The organism is Mesorhizobium sp. M0119 (assembly GCF_040322615.1).
GTDB lineage: Bacteria > Pseudomonadota > Alphaproteobacteria > Rhizobiales > Rhizobiaceae > Mesorhizobium.
The window spans coordinates 1-23,429 of the sequence record NZ_JAMYTU010000058.1 but is presented as its reverse complement, the minus strand read 5'-3'; the positions used below and the strand labels follow the sequence as shown (position 1 = coordinate 23,429).

Annotated in this window: 20 protein-coding genes, 5 pseudogenes and 1 riboswitch; of the genes and pseudogenes, 20 read left to right on the top strand and 5 right to left on the bottom strand. The window is 60.2% G+C overall.

Translation table 11 applies throughout. The features are described 5' to 3' along the window. The 5 genes from NKJ40_RS29255 to NKJ40_RS29235 all read left to right on the top strand — a co-directional run. The coding region (locus NKJ40_RS29255) for a TCP-1/cpn60 chaperonin family protein (protein ID WP_352469029.1) at positions 1-479 on the top strand (479 nt) is incomplete at its 5' end. Positions 480-664: 185 nt separating this feature from the next. After that, on the top strand, positions 665-820 hold the full coding sequence (locus NKJ40_RS29250; protein ID WP_352469028.1) for a hypothetical protein: 156 nt from the start codon (positions 665-667) through the stop codon (positions 818-820). Beyond that, a complete protein-coding gene (locus NKJ40_RS29245) occupies positions 789-938 on the top strand; it encodes a hypothetical protein (RefSeq protein ID WP_352469030.1) in 150 nt (49 codons plus the stop codon). Before NKJ40_RS29250 ends, NKJ40_RS29245 begins: the two co-directional genes overlap by 32 nt. A gap of 98 nt (positions 939-1,036) precedes the next feature. After that, positions 1,037-1,270 (top strand): ABC transporter permease family protein, encoded by a 234-nt coding sequence (locus tag NKJ40_RS29240; RefSeq protein WP_352469027.1) that lies wholly within the window; start codon positions 1,037-1,039, stop codon positions 1,268-1,270. Positions 1,271-1,913: 643 nt separating this feature from the next. Then, on the top strand, positions 1,914-2,996 hold the full coding sequence (locus tag NKJ40_RS29235; protein WP_352469026.1) for an HPP family protein: 1,083 nt from the start codon (positions 1,914-1,916) through the stop codon (positions 2,994-2,996). Between the two features lie 116 nt (positions 2,997-3,112). Here NKJ40_RS29235 and NKJ40_RS29230 read toward each other — a convergent pair whose 3' ends face one another. Both NKJ40_RS29230 and NKJ40_RS29225 read right to left on the bottom strand, forming a co-directional pair. Beyond that, positions 3,113-3,571: a cold-shock protein gene (locus tag NKJ40_RS29230; protein WP_352469025.1), complete on the bottom strand. Its 459-nt coding sequence runs from the start codon at positions 3,569-3,571 to the stop codon at positions 3,113-3,115. A 385-nt stretch (positions 3,572-3,956) separates the two neighbouring features. Beyond that, positions 3,957-4,201 (bottom strand): annotated as a pseudogene (locus tag NKJ40_RS29225) (3-methyl-2-oxobutanoate hydroxymethyltransferase); the annotation flags it as partial. Positions 4,202-4,348: 147 nt separating this feature from the next. Between NKJ40_RS29225 and NKJ40_RS29220 the strand changes: the two are divergent. After that, a complete protein-coding gene (locus NKJ40_RS29220) occupies positions 4,349-5,311 on the top strand; it encodes an NUDIX hydrolase (RefSeq protein WP_352469024.1) in 963 nt (320 codons plus the stop codon). A gap of 4 nt (positions 5,312-5,315) precedes the next feature. On the opposite strand, the pseudogene NKJ40_RS29215 reads toward NKJ40_RS29220, so the two are convergent. Then, positions 5,316-5,655 (bottom strand): annotated as a pseudogene (locus tag NKJ40_RS29215) (transposase); the annotation flags it as partial. On the opposite strand from NKJ40_RS29215, the pseudogene NKJ40_RS29210 reads away from it, so the two are divergent. Further along, positions 5,655-5,882, top strand: a pseudogene (locus NKJ40_RS29210) (PIN domain-containing protein); the annotation flags it as partial. The pseudogenes NKJ40_RS29215 and NKJ40_RS29210 sit on opposite strands and share 1 nt — an antisense overlap. 227 nt (positions 5,883-6,109) lie before the next feature. On the opposite strand, the gene hemN reads toward NKJ40_RS29210, so the two are convergent. Further along, positions 6,110-7,450: an oxygen-independent coproporphyrinogen III oxidase gene (gene hemN / locus NKJ40_RS29205; protein WP_352469023.1), complete on the bottom strand. Its 1,341-nt coding sequence runs from the start codon at positions 7,448-7,450 to the stop codon at positions 6,110-6,112. A gap of 1,047 nt (positions 7,451-8,497) precedes the next feature. Between hemN and NKJ40_RS29200 the strand changes: the two genes are divergently transcribed. The 8 genes from NKJ40_RS29200 (at position 8,498) to NKJ40_RS29165 (ending at position 17,733) form a co-directional block, all read left to right on the top strand. Then, positions 8,498-9,655, top strand: a complete 1,158-nt coding sequence (locus NKJ40_RS29200; protein ID WP_352469022.1) for a porin — start codon at positions 8,498-8,500, stop codon at positions 9,653-9,655. A 537-nt stretch (positions 9,656-10,192) separates the two neighbouring features. Then, positions 10,193-10,309, top strand: a riboswitch (TPP riboswitch). A gap of 105 nt (positions 10,310-10,414) precedes the next feature. Continuing rightward, positions 10,415-12,250 carry a phosphomethylpyrimidine synthase ThiC gene (thiC, locus tag NKJ40_RS29195; protein ID WP_352469021.1) on the top strand — a complete coding sequence of 612 codons (1,836 nt, stop codon included), beginning with the start codon at positions 10,415-10,417 and terminating at the stop codon, positions 12,248-12,250. Continuing rightward, positions 12,247-13,248, top strand: coding sequence for a glycine oxidase ThiO (thiO, locus tag NKJ40_RS29190; RefSeq protein WP_352469020.1), 1,002 nt, complete (start codon positions 12,247-12,249; stop codon positions 13,246-13,248). The genes thiC and thiO overlap by 4 nt, the downstream gene beginning before the upstream one ends. Next, positions 13,217-13,414 carry a sulfur carrier protein ThiS gene (thiS, locus tag NKJ40_RS29185; protein ID WP_111545250.1) on the top strand — a complete coding sequence of 66 codons (198 nt, stop codon included), beginning with the start codon at positions 13,217-13,219 and terminating at the stop codon, positions 13,412-13,414. The genes thiO and thiS overlap by 32 nt, the downstream gene beginning before the upstream one ends. Before the next feature lies 1 nt (position 13,415). Further along, positions 13,416-14,189, top strand: coding sequence for a thiazole synthase (locus NKJ40_RS29180; RefSeq protein WP_352469019.1), 774 nt, complete (start codon positions 13,416-13,418; stop codon positions 14,187-14,189). Continuing rightward, positions 14,186-14,791 carry a thiamine phosphate synthase gene (locus tag NKJ40_RS29175; RefSeq protein ID WP_352469018.1) on the top strand — a complete coding sequence of 202 codons (606 nt, stop codon included), beginning with the start codon at positions 14,186-14,188 and terminating at the stop codon, positions 14,789-14,791. Before NKJ40_RS29180 ends, NKJ40_RS29175 begins: the two co-directional genes overlap by 4 nt. After that, the gene (locus tag NKJ40_RS29170; protein WP_352469017.1) at positions 14,782-15,540 is read left to right on the top strand and encodes a hydroxymethylpyrimidine/phosphomethylpyrimidine kinase; all 759 of its coding nucleotides are present in this window, start codon (positions 14,782-14,784) and stop codon (positions 15,538-15,540) included. Before NKJ40_RS29175 ends, NKJ40_RS29170 begins: the two co-directional genes overlap by 10 nt. A 660-nt stretch (positions 15,541-16,200) precedes the next feature. After that, positions 16,201-17,733 carry a Fic family protein gene (locus NKJ40_RS29165; protein WP_352469016.1) on the top strand — a complete coding sequence of 511 codons (1,533 nt, stop codon included), beginning with the start codon at positions 16,201-16,203 and terminating at the stop codon, positions 17,731-17,733. A 71-nt stretch (positions 17,734-17,804) separates the two neighbouring features. Here the strand turns inward: NKJ40_RS29165 and NKJ40_RS29160 are convergent, their stop codons facing one another. Then, the gene (locus NKJ40_RS29160) at positions 17,805-18,026 is read right to left on the bottom strand and encodes a hypothetical protein (protein ID WP_352469015.1); all 222 of its coding nucleotides are present in this window, start codon (positions 18,024-18,026) and stop codon (positions 17,805-17,807) included. Between the two features lie 272 nt (positions 18,027-18,298). On the opposite strand from NKJ40_RS29160, the gene NKJ40_RS29155 reads away from it, so the two are divergent. The 5 genes and pseudogenes from NKJ40_RS29155 to NKJ40_RS29135 all read left to right on the top strand — a co-directional run. Then, entirely contained in the window at positions 18,299-18,655 is a 357-nt protein-coding gene (locus NKJ40_RS29155; protein ID WP_352469013.1) for a hypothetical protein, read from the top strand. A gap of 229 nt (positions 18,656-18,884) precedes the next feature. Further along, positions 18,885-19,709, top strand: a complete 825-nt coding sequence (locus NKJ40_RS29150; protein ID WP_352469012.1) for a hypothetical protein — start codon at positions 18,885-18,887, stop codon at positions 19,707-19,709. Positions 19,710-20,626: 917 nt separating this feature from the next. Next, positions 20,627-21,965, top strand: a pseudogene (gene glyA / locus NKJ40_RS29145) (serine hydroxymethyltransferase). Positions 21,966-22,019: 54 nt separating this feature from the next. Beyond that, positions 22,020-23,195: a methionine adenosyltransferase gene (gene metK, locus NKJ40_RS29140; RefSeq protein WP_352469011.1), complete on the top strand. Its 1,176-nt coding sequence runs from the start codon at positions 22,020-22,022 to the stop codon at positions 23,193-23,195. 109 nt (positions 23,196-23,304) lie between these two features. After that, positions 23,305-23,429, top strand: a pseudogene (locus NKJ40_RS29135) (adenosine kinase); the annotation flags it as partial.

The window sequence follows — 23,429 nt, the reverse complement described above, 5'->3', positions numbered from 1 at the left end:
AGGATCGCGTCGATGACGCCCTCAACGCGACCCGCGCGGCCGTCGAAGAAGGCATCGTCCCCGGCGGCGGCGTCGCACTTCTGCGCGCTTCGCTGGCCATCACCGTCACTGGCGCCAACTCCGACCAGACCGCCGGCATCGCCATCGTGCGTCGCGCGCTGCAGGCTCCGGCCCGCCAGATCGCGGCCAACGCCGGTGCGGAAGCATCGATCGTTGCCGGCAAGATCCTTGAGAACAAGGGGGCAACCTTCGGCTACAACGCCCAGACCGGCGAATATGGCGACATGATCGCCATGGGTATCGTCGATCCGGTCAAGGTTGTGCGCACGGCTCTGCAGGACGCGGCCTCGGTCGCCGGCCTGCTGGTCACCACCGAAGCCATGATCGCGGAGGCTCCGAAGAAGGAGTCGGTTGGCGGCGGCATGCCGGCTGGTATGCCCGGCGGTGGCATGGGCGGCATGGGCGGTATGGATTTCTAATCCAGCCCCCTATCAACCTACAGCGGAAAGGGCGGCAGCAATGCCGCCCTTTTTTGTATGCCGAGCATGATCGACAGCTTGGAGGTGCAAGTCCTCTACCCAGCTGATGGCGGCGAAGCGCAACGGCGTCGTCGTGAGACGGGTCTGGCCGTGTCCTTTCGTTCAGCCGCTGGTCGAAACTCACGATGATCGTGCTGCCTTCCGCCGTGCCGTGGATCTTTACAGGGCTGCGAGAAGGCCTTGCCAACGGCTGGCAGACCCTGGTTGCGGTAGAACTCATCGCATCGTTCGAAGGGCTCCGATTACCTGATGGCCTATGGTCGTCAGCTCTTTCAATTTGAACTCGTTCTTTCGGCCATGATCGTGGTCGGCCTGACCGAATTGGTGATCCACGGCCTGCTCACGCTTGGCCAAAACTATCTGCAACGCTGGCGTCCGGAGACCCCACGATCAGCCTGATCACGATTGCAGGTCGGGATAGGCTGTCGCACGGCGCTTCCATCGCACCGCCGGCCTTCCGCTTCATCGGCCGACATCTGCGGCCGCTTGCGGTGTCGATGGCGCTGCTCGCGATTTGGGAGTTGCTCGCCCATGCCGGCGCTGCTGACCCACGTTTTCTACCGCGGCTGGGAGAGGTGGCGGCCCGCGGCATGGCAGAGTTCAGCCGAGGTGGCCTCGGCTCCAATCTTCTGGCGAGCCTGGAACGTGACCTGATCGGTTTCGTGTGTGGCAGTGTGGCGGAATCGCGCTTGGTCCGGCGATCGGATTTTCCCGCCTTATCGAACGCCTGAGAGGCTCGTGGTCGCGGTTGTGTTACCGCTATTACGTGACCTGATCACGTTGACGATGCCAGCACCTTCATTGGCCACTTTCTGGACCATGTACGTCACATCAGGCTCCCCCGCCCGATCGACACGAGCCGGCTCTGTAACCACGCCGCCGTCATATAGCGGTTCCACGACGGCACTGGCGGCAGTCGTCTTCTCAGCGGCTACTGGTGGACGTTTCAGCAGCCAACGAATCCGATGGTGGCAAGGACAGGCAGACCAAGCACCGCGTAGAAGCCGTACTCCGCTGGAGTTCGCCTCGGAAGTGGAGCGACAAGGGCCTGATTTGTCTTGCCATGCCGACATTGTCAGCACGCTTTTCGAAGCCTCTGAATTCCTTAGTGTCCATCCCAGCTCGACCTCCGACCATCCCCGTTTCCGGCTGCCCGCGGCACGGCAGCCCTTGGCCTCTAGCTGCGCTCGAGCGGATCAGCGTGCCGTCCGCCTCCTCTGGCTGATCAAAATGTCTGCACCCATTTGGCAATGGCCGCTTCGCGCAAAAGTTTTCCCCCGTGAGCCGACTTTCCGAATTGGCTTAACTTCCAAATCTGTGGCTTTGCCTGCATTGCGGAGCGCGGAGTTCCGACCACTCGCCCAAGGGTATGCCATGGCGTTTCGTCTCTTTGTTCCGATCCTTGCCGGTGCAACGCTGCGCGAGCGGCTGCTCGCCTGCATCGGGGCCATGATCGGCATCGCATTGACTGGCGTGATCAGTGCGCTGGCGAACGGGTCTGGCCCACATGTCGCACTGCTGGTTGCTCCAATGGGAGCATCGGCCGTGCTGCTCTTTGCCGTGCCTTCAAGCCCGCTGGCGCAACCTTGGTCGATTATCGGTGGCAATACGATTTCGGCGCTGGTCGGGGTGATCGTGGCGCATTTCGTGCATGAACCCGTCCTTGCTACCGGCATTGCGGTGGCGCTGGCGATCGCCGCCATGTCGTTCACGCGCTGCCTGCATCCGCCGGGTGGCGCCGCCGCCTTAACTGCGGTGTTCGGCGGACCGGCCGTCTTCAGCTCGGGCTTGCTGTTTCCCTTCGTTCCGGTAGCGCTGAACTCGATCGTGCTGGTCGCACTCGGCTACGGCATCCATAAACTGTCGCGGCGCAACTATCCGCATGTGGCGGCTCCCGCCCTTAAAAGCGCGCATGGAACCATCGATCCGCCGGCGCGGGAGCGGGTCGGCTTCCAGCCCGAGGATATCGATGCCGCGCTCGGCGCGCTGGAGGAAACCTTCGATATCGACCGCAACGATCTTGAGCGGCTGCTACGGCAGGTCGAGTTGCAGGCGATGGTGCGCTCCCACCGGACCCTGCTGTGCGAGGACATCATGTCGCGCGATGTGATTTCGGTCGATGAACATGCGCCTGCCGACCAGGCGCGTCACTTGCTGCTCGATCACAACATCCGGACGCTGCCGGTGACCGACGCCGAGGGCGGGCTGGTCGGTGTAGTTGGCCTGCGCGAGCTGACGAAGGCGACCGACGCGGTGAGGGCTGTGATGTCGAAGGCTGGCACCGCCTCTCCCGATACGCCGGCCATGAGCCTGCTGCCGGTGCTCACCGACGGCCGCAGCCATGCCGTGGTCATCGTCGATGCCGAGCGACGCATTATTGGGCTGATCACCCAGACCGACCTGCTGGCAGCGGCAGCGCGCGTGCACATGGCGGACACAACGCTGGCAGCGGCATAAAATAGGGATCCGGACTTGCTCAATCCGGGAACCCGATCGGGCGCCAATAGGATAGCAGTATGGCGGCCGCCCGACGCTCTCCGGCATCTCCTTCGAGGCGAGCAATGCATCGCCGTCTAGGCAAGGCGAATGCTCCGGACTTCCCAGCCTTTCTTGCCTTGCCCGCCTTCGACAAACACCTTCTGTCCCGCCACCAGCACGCTGAGCCCTGAGCGCGTCAGGGCGCTGGCATGAACGAAGACGTCCTTCTCACCGTTGTCAGGAGCAATGAAGCCGAAGCCCTTTTCGGGTTTGTACCACTTGACCGTGCCCCCGCTCTCCAGCTGCGCACCGGTTTCAACGAAGGTCCCTCCAGCGACGCGCGTATGTGACGGAGTTTTCGAGCGGTGATCGCCGATCTCCAGCACCTGCGCGACTTGATGACCTTTTGGACTTTTTTCGACCGTGATCTTGAGAGGCGTCCCCGCGGCAACATCCCGGCTTCCGGCCGCCTCTAACACTCGCACGTGCAGATAGGCCTCCGTGCCGTCCGACAGTTTGACGAAGCCAAAACCCTTGCTGACTGTGAACCACAATACCTCCGCATCGACAGGATCTGCCGTCACGGGCGGCGGGCGCTGAAAATAGCTTGGCTCGGAAGTCCGCCGAAAAGGAAACGGGGTCCTCGTCATAGCGATGCCGGCGTGGCTCGCGATGGTCTCGATATTTGCCCATGATCATCTCGACTGGCATGGATGGCGCACTGCGCTACCGTCAAGATAATCTCAATCGGGCGACGCGTTTATGTCAAAAAGGCCGTGAAGGCCGCAGCTGTGCCCGGCCTATCGGCCGAACCCTTTGAAACTAGATTCATTTCCCCTGAAACAATAGTGCCGGCGAGTCGATTTACTGACTCGCATAGGTTGTGTTGGAGTGCGAGTGCGATGATGCTGGCGCGGGCGCACTGGAAGGGCTTTATCAGGCATTGCGGAAAGCCTGCTCCGGGTTTCTTCAAAGGAACCGAACGGCGGGTCGACGACCATTTGCGCCGGCTCCAGGAGCGCAGGCCTGACCGTGCATGATCATCATCTCCAGCGTCACGCCCAGCGTCGACGCCAAGCCGTGGAGAACCATGCCGCGCTGTCGCCGACGAGAACAACGTCGGAATGTCGATCGACGAGCTTTGAATCGGCGCACTCAATGGGCCTCCTTCCCCAAGCACGGATGTCGCGTTGGCACTTTTTGTGCAGCTGCGAAGAGCTAAAATCGCCACGACAGGTGGTGTTGACGCGCCGACAATTATCAGACAAAAACGGAATTCAATCGGTTCAGCCGCTACGCGGCAGGGGCTCTGCTCAACAACGTCGGGGACCATGGACGATCGCGCAAAAGGGATTAGGAAAGGCGGAGCTGGAGGCAAGGCCAACGACGTCAATGCGGACTTGATCGCCGTTGTGGTCGCCATGGACAGCAGCGCCCCCTGCGTTCTGACCATCCCGCAGGCAAACGCCCTGCCCTCGGGCCCGTTCGAGCTTGCTCACCGTTCGCTGCAGTCGGGCCTCAGGGGATGGGTGGAACAACAGACCGGCCAGCCGCTCGGCTATATCGAACAGCTCTACACCTTCGCCGATCGCGACAGGGTTGGCGCTGACGACCGCGTGGTCTCTATCAGCTATCTGGCGCTCACCCACCAAGACGAAGCTGGCGACCCGGCCGGGCGACACTGGGGAAGCTGGTACGACTATTTCCCGTGGGAGGATCACCGCTCCGGCACACCGGCGGTCGTGTTGGACGAATTGCGGCCGCGCCTGATGGAATGGGCGGATGGCACTGACGACGGTACGACACGCCTCGACCGACGACGGCGGGCGGCGATCGCCTTCGGCTTTGACGACCGCCATTGGAACGAGGAACTCGCGCTTCAACGTTATGAGCTGCTCTACGAAGCCGCCCTGGTGGAGGAAGCAATACGCGCCGGACATTCCGCTGCGCCCACCTCGGTCTCGGGCAGATCGATGATCGCCGATCATCGTCGCATCCTGGCGACCGGCATTGCGCGGCTGCGCTCCAAGATCAAATACCGGCCGGTCGTATTCGAACTGATGCCGCCGGTCTTCACGCTTTTGCAGCTGCAGCGCACCGTGGAGGCGCTTGCCGGCAGGCTCGTACGTAAGCCGAACTTTCGCCGGCTAATCGAGCAGCAGGAGCTGGTCGAGGAAACCGGTGAGACAACCGCGGAAACCGGCGGCCGGCCGGCGCAACTTTATCGCTTCCGTCACGCCGTTCTCGACGAGAGGGTGATAGCCGGAACAAAATTGCCGCTCTCGCGGGCTTGACCCGCCTTGCGCCAGTAGCCCTGACGATGTCGCGGATGGCTTGGCCCTTGTGAGAACCGGGATTGTCGAGAATGACGATGTCGCCCGGCTTCAGTGTTTTGTTGAGTTCGGTTTCGACATAGACGCGAAAGGCCTGCGTATTGATGGGTCCGTCAATGACCCAAGGCGCCTCCACCCGATCCTGCCGCAGCGCGGTGATGAAGGTCATCGTCTTCCAATGGCCATATGGTGCGTGGGCCATCAGCCGCTTGCCGCGCACACCCCAGCCGCGCAACGGCGCCCATGTTGGTCTTGACCCATGTTTCATCCAGGAAGACCAGCCGCGTAGGGTCAATGCGGGTCTGTGTCGATCGCCGAGATCCGGCGCGGCGCTGCCCTCATGGACAAAGGTCGGAAACGTGACGCACTGGCCGAATGGCTCGCCCGGGACCTGCCGCAGCGCTTCGAGTCGAGAGGCCTGCCGGTGGACGAACTGGTTGCCTTGGCCTGGGGCGACCTGACGGGCCTCGCGAAGCGGCGTGGCCGCGGTCTGTCATCGATGGACGGGCTGATCGCAGCCACCGCGATCTCCTGACCCATCGCTTCGCGGAGATCTTCATGCGCTGACGGCGAAACACCCAGATATCCCGCACCTACCACGATCAATATGGAAACGCCTCGGTGGCAGCCACGAGGTCGATGTCATTGAAGATGAGATGAAATAGGCGGATCAGCTCTGCTTTTCGCATCCTTGACGCGCGCTTCATGACAGGCCTCGGCCAAGGGCGTCGAGTTTAGCTTCCGGTTGGATGCTTGCCCTCACCTGGGGCTATGCTTACGGCCATCCCGATCGAGAAAAGCATCGAACGCGGCAGCGACAGCACGAATCACAAAGCGATGCTCCCGCCGTACGCGGACAAAACCGTTTTCGAAGTCCACTATCCCGTCCTCAGCCAGCATCGCCAAGCGTTCAGCTGAATCGAGAAGACGGATCGGATCAGATCCGTGGGCGGCACAGATTGCCTGCACATCGGCCTCGAGATCGCACATTAGTTGCTCGATAATTGCGGCTCGCACGCGGTCGTCGTCGGTGAGGCGATAGCCCTTTGACGTCGCCAGACGGCCAGCTGCGATATGCTGGATGTAGGAATCCCGTGTAACTTCGTTTTGAACGTACCCTTGGCCGATGCGGCCGATAGCCGACGCTCCGAAACCGATCAGGGTTCTGCAGGTGTCGGCCGAGTAGCCCAACGAGTTACGCCGCAGGCGACCGGTTTTCTGTGCCAGCGCGAGCTCGTCGTCCGGCAAGGCGAAATGGTCGAGCCCGATCTCTCGGTAGCCGGCGGCAATCAGCGTCACGGCCACAGCCGCATGCTGTTCAGCGCGGGCAGCGCTGTCCGGCAGAAATTCCTCCTCGATGAGGCGCTGATTCTTTATCTGGGATGGAATGTGCGAGTACCCGAACACCGCAAGCCGGTCGGGGCGCATGGCGACCACCGCCCTCGCTGTCTCGACGCAGGATTGCACCGTTTGATGCGGGAGACCAAAGATGAGATCGAAGTTGATGCGGCTCACGCCGTGCCGGCGCAGCATTTCCACGGCAGCCGACGTCTGGGCCTCGCTCTGGATCCGGTTGATCGCTTTTTGAACGATTGGATCGAAGCTCTGCACGCCGAGGCTCGCGCGGTTCACGCCGGCCGCTCCTAAGGCCTCGGCCATCTCGACCGTGAACGTGCGTGGATCGATCTCGATGGCGACCGTAGCTGTTTTCGACAGAGCGAAGCGGCGTCGCAGGAACTCTATCAGAGCGAGGAACTCGGGTGGTCCTATGAGAGACGGAGTTCCGCCGCCGAAATGTATGTCGCTCACGGGCAACGTCTGCGGCACTCGCTCCGCAACCAGACGGATCTCTTCACGCAGGGTCGCCAGATAGTTGAGGATCGGCGCATCATGGCGGGTGATGGTGGTGGGGAAGCCGCAATACCAGCACGCTGATCGGCAGAACGGAACGTGCAGATAGAGTGACACCGGACCGTCAGCCGGCAGGTTCTTGAGCCATTCCTCATAAGCCTCGGCGCCGACCGCCCCAGAGAACTCCGACACAGTCGGATAGATAGTGTACCAAGGCAGCCGGGCCTCTCGATATTTCGTGGTCTGCAACAGTTACCGTCCCATGCTGATAACCACCAACCTTACCGCTGCGCTCGCCTGTGTCTTTGCGCTATGTCAGTCCGTTCCGCTTTGGGCTCGAAACTTGTATTTCGCAGCAATAGCGGCCGTTCAGTCTTGGCTGGACGGTCAGCGACTGGCCATGGCTGTTCCCGCCGCGACCCTCACGCGTACCGTTTGGTTCCACCATCCCTTCCCTTCAGCGTGCGCCTGGTCGCGTAGATTCTGCTGAGCGGCTGCCGCATCCAACGAGATAACACCGCGTTGGGACCAGACTTTGCTCGCCAGCTAGCGCAGCCCCATGGTGATCTCTGGCATCTCGATGAGCTCGTTTTGTGAATTGCTGGCAAGAAGCATTAGCTGTGGCGCGCCGTCTATCAGGACGAGAGCCTGCTCGACGCGACCGTCAGGTCCGCCGCAATGCCAAGGCTGGCGCGCCTACGGACTCCGTGGTGAAGGCAAGGCTGCGCGTTCAGCGCGTGATTACCGACCATCGCGCTCGCCAAAATGACGGCGTCGTACCGAGCGGTGCCCGCCGCATGATGTCTCAACGTCGGGGCTCACAGCAAACAAAGCTGTCGCCATTGAACGAAACTGTCGCGAAGCGAACAGACGAACCGTAGCCGAAACGTTTGCCGTTCGTGCTTGGGTTGATCCGCAAGGCAGAAAGGAAGGAAGAGCGAACCAAGGTCCGCCGGCACACTTGAGCTTCAAGCCGCAGCTGCGTCGTCAGGATGGCACGTCATTTGCAGTAGAAGCCTTTGTGACGGCCCGCCCACAACTAGCGGAGATGACGGTGATGGTTTGTACAGAAATGTTGAATGGCGTCGTTTCGGCAATAATTATATTTGTAATAACAATTGCATATCTGTAACAATAATACCCAATAGTATTCTCAATTTCTCATGAACATCTGGCATGACGAGCGCATCAAAACTGCTCAAAAATTCACTCAATGCGCATCGTTATCGACTGGTTCCTTAGCAAAAATTCATTCACTGACGTCCATTCCTTTTACTCTTTGAACGGAGATCAACAATGAATATTAGGAGCCTCCTCCTCGGCTCAACTGCGGCACTGATTGCCTTTTCCGACGCTCGCGCCGTGACCGCCGTTGCCGAGCCTGACCCGACTGAGTACGTTAAAATCTGCGACGTTTACGGCTCGGGCTACGTCTACATTTCAGGCACTGAGACCTGCCTGCGCATCGGCGGCTATGTCCGTTACGACATCGGCTTGCGCCATGTCGGATTGTTTGACCACGCAAGAACCTCGGATGTGAGGACTGGCGAGCATCAGGGCACATGGCAAAACAACACGCGCTTCACATTGAAAACTTGGACCGGCCAGGAGACCGAACTCGGCACGTTGAAGACCTACACCGAAACCCGCATGAACTTCGGTAACCGCCACACTTCGGTTTCGGACAGTTCTCGGTCCTATGCCTTCAACGGAGACAGCACCTTGACTTTCGCCTGGATTCAGCTTGGTGGCCTCCGAGTTGGTAAGGACTGGTCGGCCTTCGACATGTTTATCGGCGGCGCGGGTGACGTACTCAACCAGACGCCGGTTCCGTACGGCGCTTTCGGTACCAATGTGGTTCAGTACTACTTCGACGCCGGGAACGGCTTTTCGGCCGTGGTTTCGCTCGAAGAAGGCTCGGGCGTGGTCGGCACAATCGACAGCTACTCTCCGCACGTAGTCGGCGGCTTGAAATACACACATGGCTGGGGCGCGATCACCGGCGTTGCCGCTTATGATAGCAACTACGAATCGGTGGCCGCCAAGGTCCGTGTCGACATCAATGTCACCAACGAACTGTTGCTGTTCGGAATGCTCGGCTACGGTTCCAACGGCAAGCTCAACGACGACTCCACGAACGCCATCGACGCTCATGGTCGCGGCTTCTATAAGAGTTGGGGTGGGAACTGGGCTTTCTGGGCTGGCGCCACTTACAAGCTCAACGAGACAACTTCGTTCAACCTTCAGCTCTCCGGTGATCAGCTCAAGAACCATGGTGTCGCTGCAAACGTCGCCTATGCGTTTCTTCCAGATTTCACAGTTACGGCGGAACTCGACTATAGCCGCTACGGCAACTTCGCCGTCGGCAAGGTGGACGCTTCCAACGTGAACTGGACCAACGCCAACAAGAAGAGCGGTGTCGCCGGAATCCTGCGTTTCGAACGCTCATTCTAACGCGATGAAAGGGTTGAGTTCCGGTTGAGCGGAACAATCCCGCAACACTCCAAGAGAACGTCGCATGAAGCTATACGAGATTGGAGCCTCGATCTCGGGGCCGGACGATGTTTCATATCAGATCTGGTCCGGATGATCGCGCAGGCGATATTCATCGCCCGATTATGTGTTTTGATCCGCAGCTCTTTCATTTCCACATCCCTTCCGCCCGCGTGACGGACCCTGCCATCCAGCAGTACCCGGCCGGGTTTTCCGAACTCGAAGGCCCAGTCGGGTGAGGAGGTGTTCAACTTGTTGATCGATTGTGGGGTGTGGCCCGATGCACTTGAAAATCGCAAATGGATCGCCTCCGTTCAGCCATCCCTGGGAAATTCGGGCGCGAGAACAAGCTCCAGAGCATAAGCGAGGCTGATCGAGGAACAGACGATTCTCAAGTGATGCTCCATCCGATCTTGCGCCTGCCGGGTTTGATCGCCCGACGATCACCGCCGCGGCCCGAATGCGCTTGACAAGATAGCGCTCGCCCGTTCAACCTGAGGCATTCACCAGGGGAGTCCCGGCAAGGGGCTGAGATACTGCTGGCTTTCGCGGCGCAGTGACCCGTTGAACCTGATCCAGTTCATACTGGCGTAGGGACGGTGCAAGCGCTTTGCGGGAGTTTACGCCCGAGGTCCTGTTTCGAGCAGGTCGCTAGAAGCGTCTTTTCATCCTTCCGGCACAGAACTGGGTCTCCAATGCAACGAGCAAAGGAGCCTCAAGATGAATGCCCTCACGCCCGCCGTCTCGACGGGACCGCTGCCAGCCTCGCGGAAAATCCACAAATCCGGTGCCATCCACCCGCAGATCAGGGTGCCGATGCGCGAAATCTCCGTCCATCCGACGGCCGGCGAGCCGCCCGTCACCGTCTACGATCCGTCTGGCCCCTATACCGACCCGACTGTCGAAACCAGCATTGAAAACGGTCTTGCCCGGCTTCGCCACGAATGGATCACGGCGCGCGGCGATGTCGAGGCCTATGACGGCCGCCGCGTGCGGCCGGAGGACAACGGATTTGTGACCGGTGAGCGCCTGACGCCGGAATTTCCCATTCGCAACCGGCCACTCAGGGCCAAGTCAGGCGAGGCGGTGACCCAGCTTGCCTATGCGCGCGCCGGCATCGTCACGCCCGAAATGGAGTTCGTCGCCATCCGCGAGAACCTTGGTCGCGAGATCCTGCACGGCAAGCTTGAGCGCGACGGCGAGGCCTTCGGCGCGGCGATCCCCGACTTCGTCACGCCTGAATTCGTCCGCCACGAGGTGGCGCGCGGACGCGCGATCATTCCCGCCAACATCAATCATCCCGAGAGCGAGCCGATGATCATCGGCCGCAATTTCCTGGTGAAGATCAACGCCAATATCGGTAATTCCGCCGTCACCTCCTCGATGGCGGAAGAGGTCGAAAAGATGGTCTGGGCGATCCGCTGGGGCGCCGATACCGTGATGGACCTGTCGACCGGCCGCAACATCCACAACATCCGCGAATGGATCGTCCGCAACTCGCCGGTGCCGATCGGCACGGTGCCGCTCTATCAGGCGCTGGAGAAGGTGGGCGGCATCGCCGAGGATCTGAGCTGGGAGGTCTATCGAGACACGCTGATCGAACAGGCCGAACAAGGCGTCGACTATTTCACCATCCACGCCGGCGTGCGGCTCCACTATATTCCGATGACTGTTGACCGGGTCACGGGTATCGTCTCGCGCGGCGGCTCCATCATGGCCAAATGGTGCCTGCACCATCACCGGGAGAGCTTTCTTTACGACCATTTCGCGGAGATATGCGACATTTGCCGCGCCTATGACGTGTCCTTCTCGCTCGGCGACGGCCTTCGTCCCGGCTCCATCGCCGATGCCAATGACGCGGCGCAATTCGCCGAGCTGGAAACGCTCGGCGAGCTGACGCAGATCGCCTGGGCGAAAGATTGCCAGGTGATGATCGAGGGGCCCGGCCACGTGCCGATGCACAAGATCAAACAGAACATGGACAAGCAGCTCGCTGTCTGCGGCGAGGCGCCGTTCTATACGCTTGGACCGCTGACCACCGACATTGCGCCGGGCTACGACCACATCACCTCAGGCATCGGCGCCGCCATGATCGGCTGGTTCGGCACGGCCATGCTCTGCTACGTCACGCCGAAGGAGCATCTCGGCCTTCCCGATCGCAACGACGTCAAGACCGGCGTGATCACCTACAAGATCGCGGCGCATGCCGCCGACCTGGCGAAGGGCCATCCGGCAGCGAAAGCCAGAGATGATGCCCTTTCCCGCGCGCGCTTCGAGTTTCGCTGGGAGGACCAGTTCAACCTGTCGCTCGATCCCGAAACCGCGCGGTCCTTCCACGACCAGACCTTGCCCAAGGAGGCGCACAAGCTGGCGCATTTCTGCTCGATGTGCGGACCGAAATTCTGCTCGATGCGCATCTCTCACGACATCCGCGCCGAGGCACAGAAAGAGGGCATGGCGGCGATGGCGGCGAAATACCGCGAGGGCGGCGATCTCTACGTGCCAGCGGACGAGACCGGCGCACCGCTCACGCCTCAGCCAGGTAAGCCATCATGAAGGTGCTGATAAAGGGGGCCGGCGTCGCCGGCCTCACCGCCGCCTTCGAACTCGCCGCCCGCGGCGGGACGGTCACTGTCGCCGAGATCCGGCATGGCCTTGGAGGCAATGCGTCGTGGTTCGCCGGCGGCATGCTGGCGCCATGGTGCGAGCGTGAAAGCGCCGAGCAGCCGGTGCTGGACCTTGGACGTGACGCTGCCGACTGGTGGGATGCGGTGCTGCCGGGTCAGGTGACACGGGGCGGAACACTTGTCGTGGCCCCCCCGCGTGATGCCGGCGAGCTCGACCGCTTCGCCAGCCGCACGTCGGGCCATCGGCGTGTCGATGAAGACGAAATTGCGCTCCTGGAACCCGACCTCGCCGGCCGCTTCCGGCGCGGACTGCTCTTCCCATATGAGGCTCATCTCGACCCGCGCCAGGCGATGGCAGCACTTCATGACAAGCTCGCAGCCATGGGTGTCAAATTCCACTTCGGCACCGACGCCCGGCATGTTTCCGGTTTCGATCGTCAGATCGACTGCACTGGAATCGCAGCAGCCGATGACAGGCTGCGCGGCGTTCGCGGCGAAATGCTGATCCTGCGCGCGCCTGATATCTCGCTGTCGCGCCCGGTCAGGCTGCTGCATCCGCGCTTTCCGCTTTATGCGGTGCCGCGTGCCGACACGCAGTTCATGATCGGCGCGACTATGGTTGAAAGCCAGTCCTCCGGACCGGTGACGGCGCGTTCGATGATGGAACTGCTCGGTGCCGCCTATGCCCTCCACCCGGCTTTTGGCGAGGCCGGGATCGTTGAAACAGGTGTCGGCATCCGTCCAGCCTTTCCCGACAATCTGCCGCGCGTGGAGGCACTTGGAACTGCCGTCGCGATCAATGGACTCTATCGCCATGGTTTTCTTCTCGCCCCTGCCATGGCGCGCCAGGCTGCCGACCTGATTTTCAGTCAAGACAGAACCAAGGAGCTTGCCCATGAAACTAACGGTCAATGGCGAAGCGCATGAGGTTGCCGCCACCACGCTGGCGGAGCTGCTTGCCGCGCTCGACTATGAGGGCGATTGGCTGGCGACGGCCGTCAACAGCGACCTCGTGCACAAAGCCAACCGGGCGGAATTCCAGTTGAGCGACGGCGACCGGATCGAAATCCTCTCGCCGATGCAGGGAGGCTAGCATGTTCGATCTTCTCGGGACAACGCTTCCCTCCCGCCTGCTTCTCGGTACCGCTCAATATCCTTCGCCGGCCATCCTTGCCGAGGCCGTCAAGGCGTCGGGAACCTCGGTGGTGACCGTCTCGCTGCGCCGCGAGATGGCAGGCGGCAGGGCTGGCGAAAAGTTCTGGTCACTGATCCGCTCGCTCGGCGTCAGAATCCTGCCCAACACTGCCGGCTGCCACTCCGTCAAGGAAGCTGTCACCACCGCGAAAATGGCGCGCGAAGTCTTCGACACGAGTTGGATCAAGCTCGAAGTGATCGGCAACCACGACACGTTGCAGCCGGACGTGTTCGGCCTTGTCGAAGCCGCCCGCATCCTGTGCGAGGACGGCTTTTCGGTACTTCCCTATACCACCGACGACCTTGTTGTCGCCGAGCGGCTGCTGGAGGCGGGCTGCAAGGTCTTGATGCCGTGGTGCGCGCCGATCGGTTCGGCGCTGGGGCCGGTCAACATCACAGCGCTGCGCTCGATGCGCGGCCATTTCCCTGGCGTCCCGCTGATTGTGGATGCGGGGCTCGGGCGACCGTCGCATGCGGCCACCGTCATGGAACTTGGCTTTGACGCGGTCCTCCTGAACACGGCGGTCGCCAAGGCGGCTGATCCGGTCGGCATGGCGCGTGCGTTCGGCAAGGCGGTCGACGCCGGCCGTGAGGCTTTCAGTTCGGGAATGCTCGAACCGCGCGACGTCGCAGTGCCATCGACACCGACGATCGGCAGGGCGGTTTTTTCATGAAGCTCGATCCCTTCTACTTGATCGTCGACAATGCCGCCTGGATCGAGCGGTTGGTCCCGCTCGGCGTCAAGCTGGTTCAGTTGCGCATCAAGGATAGGGACGAGACCACGCTGCGCTCGGAAATCCGCCGCGCGAACGACGTCTGCGCGGTCCATGGTTGCCAACTGATCGTCAACGACTATTGGCGGCTCGCCATTGAGGAAGGCTGCGACTTCGTACATCTCGGCCAAGAGGATTTGGCTGCGGCTGACCTGCTGGCGATTAAGTACGCCGGATTGAAGCTCGGGCTTTCGACCCACGATCACGCCGAACTCGAAACGGCGCTAGCGGCCGAGCCTGACTATGTAGCCCTGGGGCCTATTTATCCCACTAGCCTCAAGAAGATGAAATGGGCGCCGCAAGGGCTCGAGCGGCTCAGCGAGTGGAAACGACGGGTCGCGCCGATCCCGCTGGTCGCCATCGGTGGCCTCAACCCCGACCGGCTCGACGGCGTATTCGAGGCTGGGGCAGACAGTGCCGCGGTGGTCACCGACGTCACGCTGAATCCTGACCCTGAAGCGCGCACCAGAGAGTGGATAAAAGAGACCGCCCGATGGCGCTGAGGCAGGAGTTGCATGTACTTGTCGTCGGCGGATCGGACTCCAGTGGGGGTGCCGGAATCGCGCGCGATATCGAGACCCTCTCCGCCATGGGCGTGCGCAGCTGCCTTGCCGTCACTGCGGTGACGGTGCAAACACACGACATCGTCGCGGACATCCTTCATCTGCAACCCGGTTTGGTGGCCGATCAGATGCGTGCAGCGCTGCAGGCCAACAAGCTGGCGGCCGTCAAGATCGGCATGCTCGCAACGGCTGAGATCGTCGCCGCGGTTGCCGCTGTGCTGCGCGAAAATCCGGGCATACCGGCAGTCCTCGATCCGGTGCTGGCTTCCACGTCAGGCCGAGCGCTTCTTGAAGCAAGCGCCATCCCCATCATGAAGCAGCATCTGATGCCACTTTGCCGTATCGTCACACCCAATCTTATCGAACTGGCGCTTCTTGCCGGCTCAGAGCTAGCGGTGGATGAGGTCGGCGCGCTTCAACAAGGACAACAACTGCTCGCCGCCGGGGTTCAGGCCCTGCTGATCAAAGGCGGCCACGGCTCAGGACCTCGCTCAACGGATGTTCTCGTTCGACCCAACCAAGAACCCGTGCGCCTTGACACTCGTCGGCTGGCAAGAACGATGCGCGGCACCGGCTGTGCCCTGGCCAGCGCGATAGCCGCGTATCTGGCGATCGGGGGATCGATTGAGGAAGCGGTGCGCCAGGCCAAGCTTCTGGTGTTCGAAAAGATTTGGAAACACCCCATATGAGAATCAGGCTTGCGATAGGCGGCCCCATTTTATCGCCGACGATTTCAGCCAACGGAGGGTCATGTTCGCTGGCCGGTGCTTATGACAAAAGCATCTGATCCTGACGCATTTGTGGCTCTGGTTTCGTCGATGGGTGAATGATCTTCGGTTCAGCAGACGATTAGCGGCGGGAGCCAGGCACCGCCAATCGCGTGGAATCTAGGATCATATTGCGCGAGCAAGAATCCCGTTGGCGGCGATTATCACCAAGGGGATCTTGGCGTCGGCGACTGTGTACACCTGACTAGATCTAGTTTGCGGCGATCATTCTTTGAGAATTCGCGTTTACCGGGTACCCACGATGCACAACGGGCGAGTTTTTCAAAGAGGCGCGTCCTCCTTCGAAGCGCTTCGGAGGGCCAGGCTCTAGGCTCGCCCCGAGCCCCTGCGTAGCCTGCGGGGAGCTGGGTCTCGGCCCATCCGGGTAACGATCCTTCGCCCAGACAAAGCTATGGAAACGATCAAAGCTTTGTTTTAGCTAGGTTATTACCGATTATCGCATAAAAAACTTGTTATCGCACGACTTAAAAAACTTGCAAGTCCACAGCATCATTGACTTGTCACCTATCAGCACTATATACTTGTAATCGCACAGCTCTAAAAACTTGCAGAGGCACGGCCATGGCCAAGCCCCATGAAAAACTCGCTGAATCACTGGCCGTCCTCAAAGAGCTGCAGGAGGGTGGGCGGCGCATATTCAAATCAGATGAGCTGACCCGCGTCCACCGGGAGCGGCTGCTGCAGAACGGGTTCCTGCGCGATGTTATCAAAGGCTGGCTCATGTCGACCGGCCCGCAGGCACAGCAGCAAGACACCACCCCCTGGTACGCGAGCTTCTGGGAGTTCTGCTCCCTTTACTGCAATGACCGGTTCGGCAAGGACTGGTTCCTGTCACCGGAGCAGTCGCTGCTTCTGCACGCGGAAGCGCCCACTATTCCGCCTCAGGTGGTGGTGAACACCCCCAAAGGCACGAATAACAAAATCGACCTGCTGTTCGGCACTTCGCTCTATGACCTCAAGGTCAAGGAGATGCCGGCCGAACTGACAGAGAAAAACGGCCAGCGCGTGTTCACTGTCGAGGCCGCCCTTACCCGGGTGCCGGAAGCGTTCTTCCAGCGCGCCCCTATCGAGATGCAGATCGCCATGGCATCGGTGCGCGACGTATCAACCGTTCTGGCCCTGCTGCTTGATGGCGGCCATTCCGCCGTGGCGGGACGGCTTGCAGGGGCCTTCCGTCGCGTAGGACGCGACTCCTTTGCCGATGAAATCGTGGCCGCCTTCAAAGCCGCCGGCTATGACGTGCGCGAATCCGATCCGTTCGCGGGACAAATTGGAGTGACAACCATTGCGGCGGGCGTACCGCCGTTGGTCGCCCGCCTGCGCGCGATCTGGCAATCGCAGCGCGAAGCCATCATCGAGATATTCCCGAAGGCACCCGGACTTCCGTCCGACAAAGACGCCTATATGAAGTTCGTCGAGGATATCTACGAAAGCGACGCCTACCATTCGCTGTCGATAGAAGGGTACAGCGTCACCCCGGAACTCATCGACCGGGTGCGCGAGGGGAGCTGGAATCCGGAGATTGATGAAGAGGACCGCAAGAACCGGGATGCGCTTGCCGCGCGTGGCTACTACCTCGCATTCCAGAAGGTCAAAGACTCTGTTGCCGCGATCATCAACGGCAAGCCAGCCGGCGCGTTGACGCGGGACACTCACCGGGAGTGGTACCGGGAGCTGTTCGCGCCGTCAGTGACCGCCGGCATCCTCAAAGCCAGCGCGCTTGCGGGATATCGCAATCACCCTGTGTACCTGCGCGGCTCGCAGCACGTGCCGCCGCGTACCGAAGCGGTGGCCGATGGTATGAATGAGCTGTTCGACCTGCTGGAGGCGGAGAAGGCGGCCTCCGTGCGTGCCGTGCTGGGGCATTGGCTTGTGGGCTATGTGCACCCCTATCCGGACGGCAACGGACGAATGGCGCGGTTTCTCATGAACGCGATGCTGGCTTCAGGCGGTTACGCCTGGACAGTCGTCAGAGTCGATGACCGGAAGGCCTACCTCGCAGGGCTGGAGGAGGCGAGCGGCAATATGAATGTGAAAACGTTCGCCGCCTTTCTCGCCGAACGGGTGAAGTGGTCTATGGAGAAGGCGGCGTGAGGTCGGTGGTGTGCCATGTTTAACTTGCTTGTCTCGGGCCACGGCGAGTGGTGGGAACGCCGCCGTTCACGTCAACCATTGACCGGTTCAAGGAATATAGCGGCGCCGAGGCCGAGGCTATCGACCTCGCGCGCCCTGAAACATTGCGCCGGCTGGAGGAAATCCCGGCGCTGTTGATGTACGAAGTCGGGCCGGGAGGCCCGCACGCGCGGGTGGTCCGGCACGGCCGCATACGCAATATCGTTCGGCGCGGACACGAACTGGCCTTCACCTTCGAGCCCGATCCGGAACATGCCTTTCTCGACCGGTCAGCGGTGTTGAGAATTGCGGACCGGCTGGGCATTCAACAGTTCGAACAGCACCGTACGCACTGGGCGATCAAGGATGGTGACATTCCGGCCGAGCTGATTGCCACCGGCACCGCTGAACGGGCGCAGCGCACCGTTGCCGTGGTTGCGGCAGAATATGTTAGAAGCGCGCCGCAAGGGACGAAGGAGAGAAGCTGCCGAACTGGCCGAAGAACTGGAGGATTTTCCTCCCCTCGCTGTAGAAAGCACTGTCGCTCGTGCCGGCGCGTATCCTTCAGCAGCCGACACCCGAATTATACCCGATCCTTGGGATAGAGCCCGGCACGCCCGAAGGCCGCAACGCCGTCGTGGCCGTCGTCGCAAGGGGTCACAATGGGCAGGACTTGCCTGCCGACTGGTCTTATTCGCTGGCGTGGTTCCTGGACCTTTACGGCAGCGCGACGGAAGCGGGGCGCCTTGACGGCGCGCTGGCGGAATGCGCAACGCATATGATCGCGCTCGGCACTGGCGAGGGAGAAGCCGCCGCCCCGGTTGAAGATATCGGCTACGCGCTCTGGCGCTGTTCGCGAAGCCCGAAACTTATCGGCGATCTGCGCCGGGAATCGCTGAGATAGCGCAGGAGGTTTTATCGCTTACCAAAATCAACTGGAACTCGACCCAGATCAACCAGAAGCTTCCCATTCCCATTCTAGCAGCCAGAAGAGTGGGTGAGCTTTTGAAATATCTATCCGAGGAATCGATAAGCTCAGACTATCGCAAGTATACATAGTTTTTTCCGTTATAGGGTCTGCTCGGCTGCAGACAAAGAGCCCCAGATAAACTTCAGCACGAAAGCAGAATTGAATGAAGGTGGGCTTCACGGAGTTCTCATTTGGGTATGCCTTCACCGAAAACCTTATCCGGTCATCGTCAGCCGCACCTGTAGGCGCGCCGGTCTTTCCAAACCTCATACAGGAAGGGCATTCTGGCTTTGACATCCGCATCAATTTCCCAGGGGTTCCGCTGTTTTTCCAGTACAAGCTTCCGGAGCTGATGAAGCGAGGAACTGCCTTTGAGATTGCGAGCGGACATTGTCCCGGTTTGTCGATACCATTTTTTCGGATTGCGATCATGCGCAGGGATGTGTCGCGTCAGCATGAACTGCTTCTTCGGCTTGAGGCGCGCTATCCGTCAAACGTCTTCTATGCGGCTCCTTGTATTGCAAACATCAGCGATTTCGACCGCTCTTATAATGGGGCAACCGTAGCACGGCAGTCCATTTTCGTCTCACCAGGGGATATTGGGCCCTTGCCAGACGACAAAGCGTACAGCCTTGCCTATAAACCTGGACTGGCAACTGGATATTTTTGCTCGAAACCCAAGCCCACCAAAGTTCAAACATTTGATGATCTCGCTGCGCTCTTTAAGGAGCAGTTCGCCGAGAAGCGTTTTGCGGAAGTCGGCGAGGCGGCGCGTGAGATGCGCGAAAACGTACTTGAGCTTGCTTCGCCGTCAATGCGGCAAGCCGAACAGCTCATTGCTGAACGGGTCGGCGCGAGACGCATTCAGATTCTAGACGGCGCAGCCAGACCGCCCGAGGAAGAGCGCGCAGTCACTGACATTCTCGGAGCGCGGGAAATTGCGCGTGTCGATCTTGGCGTCGACCTGCTGGTGGCCCAACCACGCTAACGACATCATACCTCGCTGATTAGCCCAGCTTTTGTCTAGGCCACAGTTATGAGACTACGAACTACTTGGCCAGGAAGAAGATCGGATTGAAAGCGAACCTTCCTTGTCATCTTTGCATCACGGTCAGTCTGCACGAGATTGACCGCTGCAAGCCGGGAGCAAGACCGGGCTGCGCAAACGTTGCAACAGATCCTTCAAGGAAATTCATAGACTCTTAGCAACTCCGGTTCGCTGTGAATGGTAGGCTTATTGCAACGTTTGAGTCAGTGGGGTCCGAACCGTGGCTTATTCTCCGACCCGCCGAACTGCGTGCAATTTCGGCTAAAGGCAATGGCAAGAAGAGCGCCCATCTTATTTGTTCGACACAGCCATATCGGCTCAAAACAGTATCTTCACGGCCACCGAGATTGTCCGGTCGGTGGACAAGCAACCATATTATTTGGTTCGAAAGCTGCAACATCTGTGGAGAACGCGAAATGACAAATTCAGTAGGACGAGTGCCCAGGCTTTCCAAGTGGCTTGGTCCTGACCAATGCTGACACTGGTCAGTCGCCTACGGACGGCAGCGCATTTAGATCGCCTTCGAATTCTAGGCCTTTGCGCGCACGCGGACCTAACTGTCTGCCAGCTAGCGGAGATTCTGGGTCTGCGTCGTGAGCACGTTGTACGACACGTCCGGCTGCTGGCCAGAGCCGACTTTCTTTACTGCAACGAACAACGTCCGTGGTGCTCGTACAATCTCAAAACAGGAGGTAAGGACGGCGGGCTGGTTCAATTGTTGGTTGATCTCCTGCCCCACGGCGATGGCTATCACAAACGAGACCTTCAACGGCTCGAAGCGGTACGAGACACGCGGCCGAAGGGGACCGCATGCTTGACCGTGAAATAGATCAATCCAATTGGAGCGCGAAGCTACCATGGACAACTCCGCCGACAGCGCCATCGCGCAGCCCGACACTTACGGACGGTCTCGCTTGGCGACGGTTGATTGCCGCGTTCACGAACTGCTTCTAAGACAGGAGCGGCAGGAGCGGACGACGCTCAAACTGATCGCATCTGAGAACTTTGCCTCCTCGGCCGTGCTGGAAGCAACCGGTTCGATTTTCATGAACAAGTACGCCGAGAGGTACCCCGCTGCGCGCTACTACGCGGGAAACGAGATCGTCGATGAGCTTGAGAACCTCGCCATTGAGCGCTTGAACACGTTATTCGGCAGCGAACACGCCAACGTCCAGCCTTATTCCGGCTCGCCGGCCAATCAGGCTGTCTATCGAGCGCTTTTAAGCCCCGGTGACAAGGTGATGGGTTTGCCAATTCCGGAAGGGGGCCACCTCACTCATGGTTGGGCCATCAATTTTTCCGGAACAGACTATAAGCGCGTCCCCTATGGGCTGCACGAAAAGACGCAGCAAATTGACTATGACCGTTTGCGCGAAACAGCAAAACGCGAACGGCCTCGGCTCATTTGGGCTGGCGGTACTGCTTATCCCCGTATCTTCGACAACGCGGCAATGGCAGAAATCGCTCTGGAGGCGAACTCCTACCTCGTGGCCGACATCGCGCACATCAGTGGCCTGATTGTCGCTGGAGTGCATCCGAATCCCGTACCCCATTGCGACGTCGTCAGCAGCACGTCTCACAAGTCGATCCGCGGTCCCCGCGGTGGCTTCATTTTGTCAAGGAATGAAGATCGCCATCAAGCGCTGTATCATTCGAAGGGCAAATACAATCTCGCCAGACGAATAGATCGCGCTGTCTTCCCTCAACTGCAAGGCGGCCCCCATATGAATGTTATCGCGGCGCTAGCTGTCGCTTTGCGGGAAGCCGCGGACCCGTCCTTCCGCAGTTACGGCCAACAGATTGTCAAAAATGCCAAGGCTCTGGCCCTGGCGCTTCTGGACCGAGGTTATGACCTGGTCACCGGGGGCACTGACAATCACATGCTGATCCTTGATCTTCGCGATCGACTACTATCAGGCAAGGCCTATGCCAAGCGGTTAGCGAAGGCAGGCATCATTACGAGCTTTAATATGGTGCCGGGCGACCCGCGCCATCCTGCGGTCACAAGCGGAATTCGCCTGGGGGCGCCAGCAGTGACGTCAATGGGCTTGCGCGATGTGGAAACCGTGCAAATTGCTGGCTTCATGGACTCCGTCCTCCGGCGAGCCAGAAGACGAAGATCTCCATGCCTGCGTGCGAAGAGACGTTGCCGACTTGTGCGCTGCGTTCGAGGTCCCGGGCCTCACCGACAGGTAAGGTGGGCTAAGCAAAATGCCCCATACAACTCCAACACCCGAAGCGAGGCATTTCATGGCTAGGCAGTTCGTGTTCTCTTCCGAATCGGTTGGCGCGGGACACCCGGATAAGTTGGCCGACAACATCTCGGATGCCATCCTCGATGCCATCCTCCGCACCGATCCCAAGGCGCGCGTCGCCTGTGAAGCGTTGGTAAAATCAGGGATGGTCGTTCTGGCTGGCGAGATTACCAGCGATGCGCAGGTGGATTATAGCCAAGTTGCGCGCGATACGATTCTCGATATTGGATACGACAACGAGGCCGTCGGCTTTGACGGCCGGCGTTGCTCCGTCGTTCATGCACTCACCGAGCAGTCGCCCGACATCAGCCAGGGCGTTGACGAGGGACGAGGGCAGGACCTCCAACAGGGAGCGGGAGATCAGGGCCTCATGTTCGGCTACGCATGCCGCGAAACCGATACTCTGATGCCTTTGCCGATCCAGCTCGCTCATCGCTTGACGAAACAACAGGCAGATGTCCGGAAAGCACGACCGCTTGGCTGGTTGCGTCCTGACATGAAATCCCAAGTCTCAGTGCGCTATGAGGGGTTGCGCCCGGTCGCCCTGGATACCATCGTCGTATCGACCCAACATGACGAGCAGGTCTCGCAAGAGACGGTCCGCGAGGGCGTCATTGAGGAAATCATAAAGCCTGTCCTGCCGACCCACCTGGAGACGGAAGGCATCAGAATTCTGGTCAACCCGACGGGGAGGTTCGTAGTCGGCGGGCCGCGCGGCGACTGCGGTCTCACTGGACGCAAGATCATCGTCGATTCCTATGGTGGGATGGGTCGTCACGGCGGCGGCGCCTTTTCGGGCAAGGACCCGTCCAAGGTTGACCGCTCAGCTGCCTATGCGGCCCGGTATGTCGCAAAGAATATCGTCGCTAGCGGACTTGCGGACGTCTGCGAGGTGCAGCTTGCTTACGCAATCGGCGTGGCCAGTCCGGTTTCTGTCATGGTCAACACGTTCGGAACAGCGAGGGTTGAGGAAAGAAGGATCGAGCGCCTCATTCTTGAGTTGTTCGATCTCAGACCGAAGGGCATTATCAAGATGCTTGATCTCTTACGCCCTATCTACCGCAAGACCGCGACCTATGGCCATTTCGGCCGTGAAGAGCCTGATTTCACCTGGGAGAAGACAGACAGGGCCGACGAATTGCGTCGCGAGGCAGGACTTGCCGCCCCGTGAGGGCTGGCGCCGAACCGATTGGCAAGCGGAAAGCCCATTCCCACTGGCCAGACCCGCCGGCGCCCGGCGTGGCAGAAAGCCGGTGGGCTTTTGGCGGAGACATGAATTGATGCCGGACTATGACGTGCTTTGTATCGGGAATGCCATCGTCGACATCATCGCCCAGTGCGACGAGGCGTTCCTGGAGACCAACGGCATCATCAAGGGCGCGATGAATTTGATCGACACGAGGCG

Excerpts from the sequence above, each read along its gene's own strand:
- NKJ40_RS29150 (WP_352469012.1), top strand. The coding sequence starts at position 18,885 with ATGAAGGTGGGCTTCACGGAGTTCTCATTTGGGTATGCCTTCACCGAA.
- NKJ40_RS29235 (WP_352469026.1), top strand. The coding sequence starts at position 1,914 with ATGGCGTTTCGTCTCTTTGTTCCGATCCTTGCCGGTGCAACGCTGCGC.
- thiC (WP_352469021.1), top strand. The coding sequence starts at position 10,415 with ATGAATGCCCTCACGCCCGCCGTCTCGACGGGACCGCTGCCAGCCTCG.
- NKJ40_RS29245 (WP_352469030.1), top strand. The coding sequence starts at position 789 with ATGGCCTATGGTCGTCAGCTCTTTCAATTTGAACTCGTTCTTTCGGCC.
- NKJ40_RS29180 (WP_352469019.1), top strand. The coding sequence starts at position 13,416 with ATGTTCGATCTTCTCGGGACAACGCTTCCCTCCCGCCTGCTTCTCGGT.
- NKJ40_RS29220 (WP_352469024.1), top strand. The coding sequence starts at position 4,349 with ATGGACGATCGCGCAAAAGGGATTAGGAAAGGCGGAGCTGGAGGCAAG.
- NKJ40_RS29200 (WP_352469022.1), top strand. The coding sequence starts at position 8,498 with ATGAATATTAGGAGCCTCCTCCTCGGCTCAACTGCGGCACTGATTGCC.
- metK (WP_352469011.1), top strand. The coding sequence starts at position 22,020 with ATGGCTAGGCAGTTCGTGTTCTCTTCCGAATCGGTTGGCGCGGGACAC.
- NKJ40_RS29160 (WP_352469015.1), bottom strand. The coding sequence starts at position 18,026 with ATGTTCCGGATCGGGCTCGAAGGTGAAGGCCAGTTCGTGTCCGCGCCG.
- NKJ40_RS29165 (WP_352469016.1), top strand. The coding sequence starts at position 16,201 with ATGGCCAAGCCCCATGAAAAACTCGCTGAATCACTGGCCGTCCTCAAA.
- NKJ40_RS29175 (WP_352469018.1), top strand. The coding sequence starts at position 14,186 with ATGAAGCTCGATCCCTTCTACTTGATCGTCGACAATGCCGCCTGGATC.
- NKJ40_RS29250 (WP_352469028.1), top strand. The coding sequence starts at position 665 with ATGATCGTGCTGCCTTCCGCCGTGCCGTGGATCTTTACAGGGCTGCGA.
- NKJ40_RS29240 (WP_352469027.1), top strand. The coding sequence starts at position 1,037 with ATGGCGCTGCTCGCGATTTGGGAGTTGCTCGCCCATGCCGGCGCTGCT.
- NKJ40_RS29170 (WP_352469017.1), top strand. The coding sequence starts at position 14,782 with ATGGCGCTGAGGCAGGAGTTGCATGTACTTGTCGTCGGCGGATCGGAC.
- thiS (WP_111545250.1), top strand. The coding sequence starts at position 13,217 with ATGAAACTAACGGTCAATGGCGAAGCGCATGAGGTTGCCGCCACCACG.
- thiO (WP_352469020.1), top strand. The coding sequence starts at position 12,247 with ATGAAGGTGCTGATAAAGGGGGCCGGCGTCGCCGGCCTCACCGCCGCC.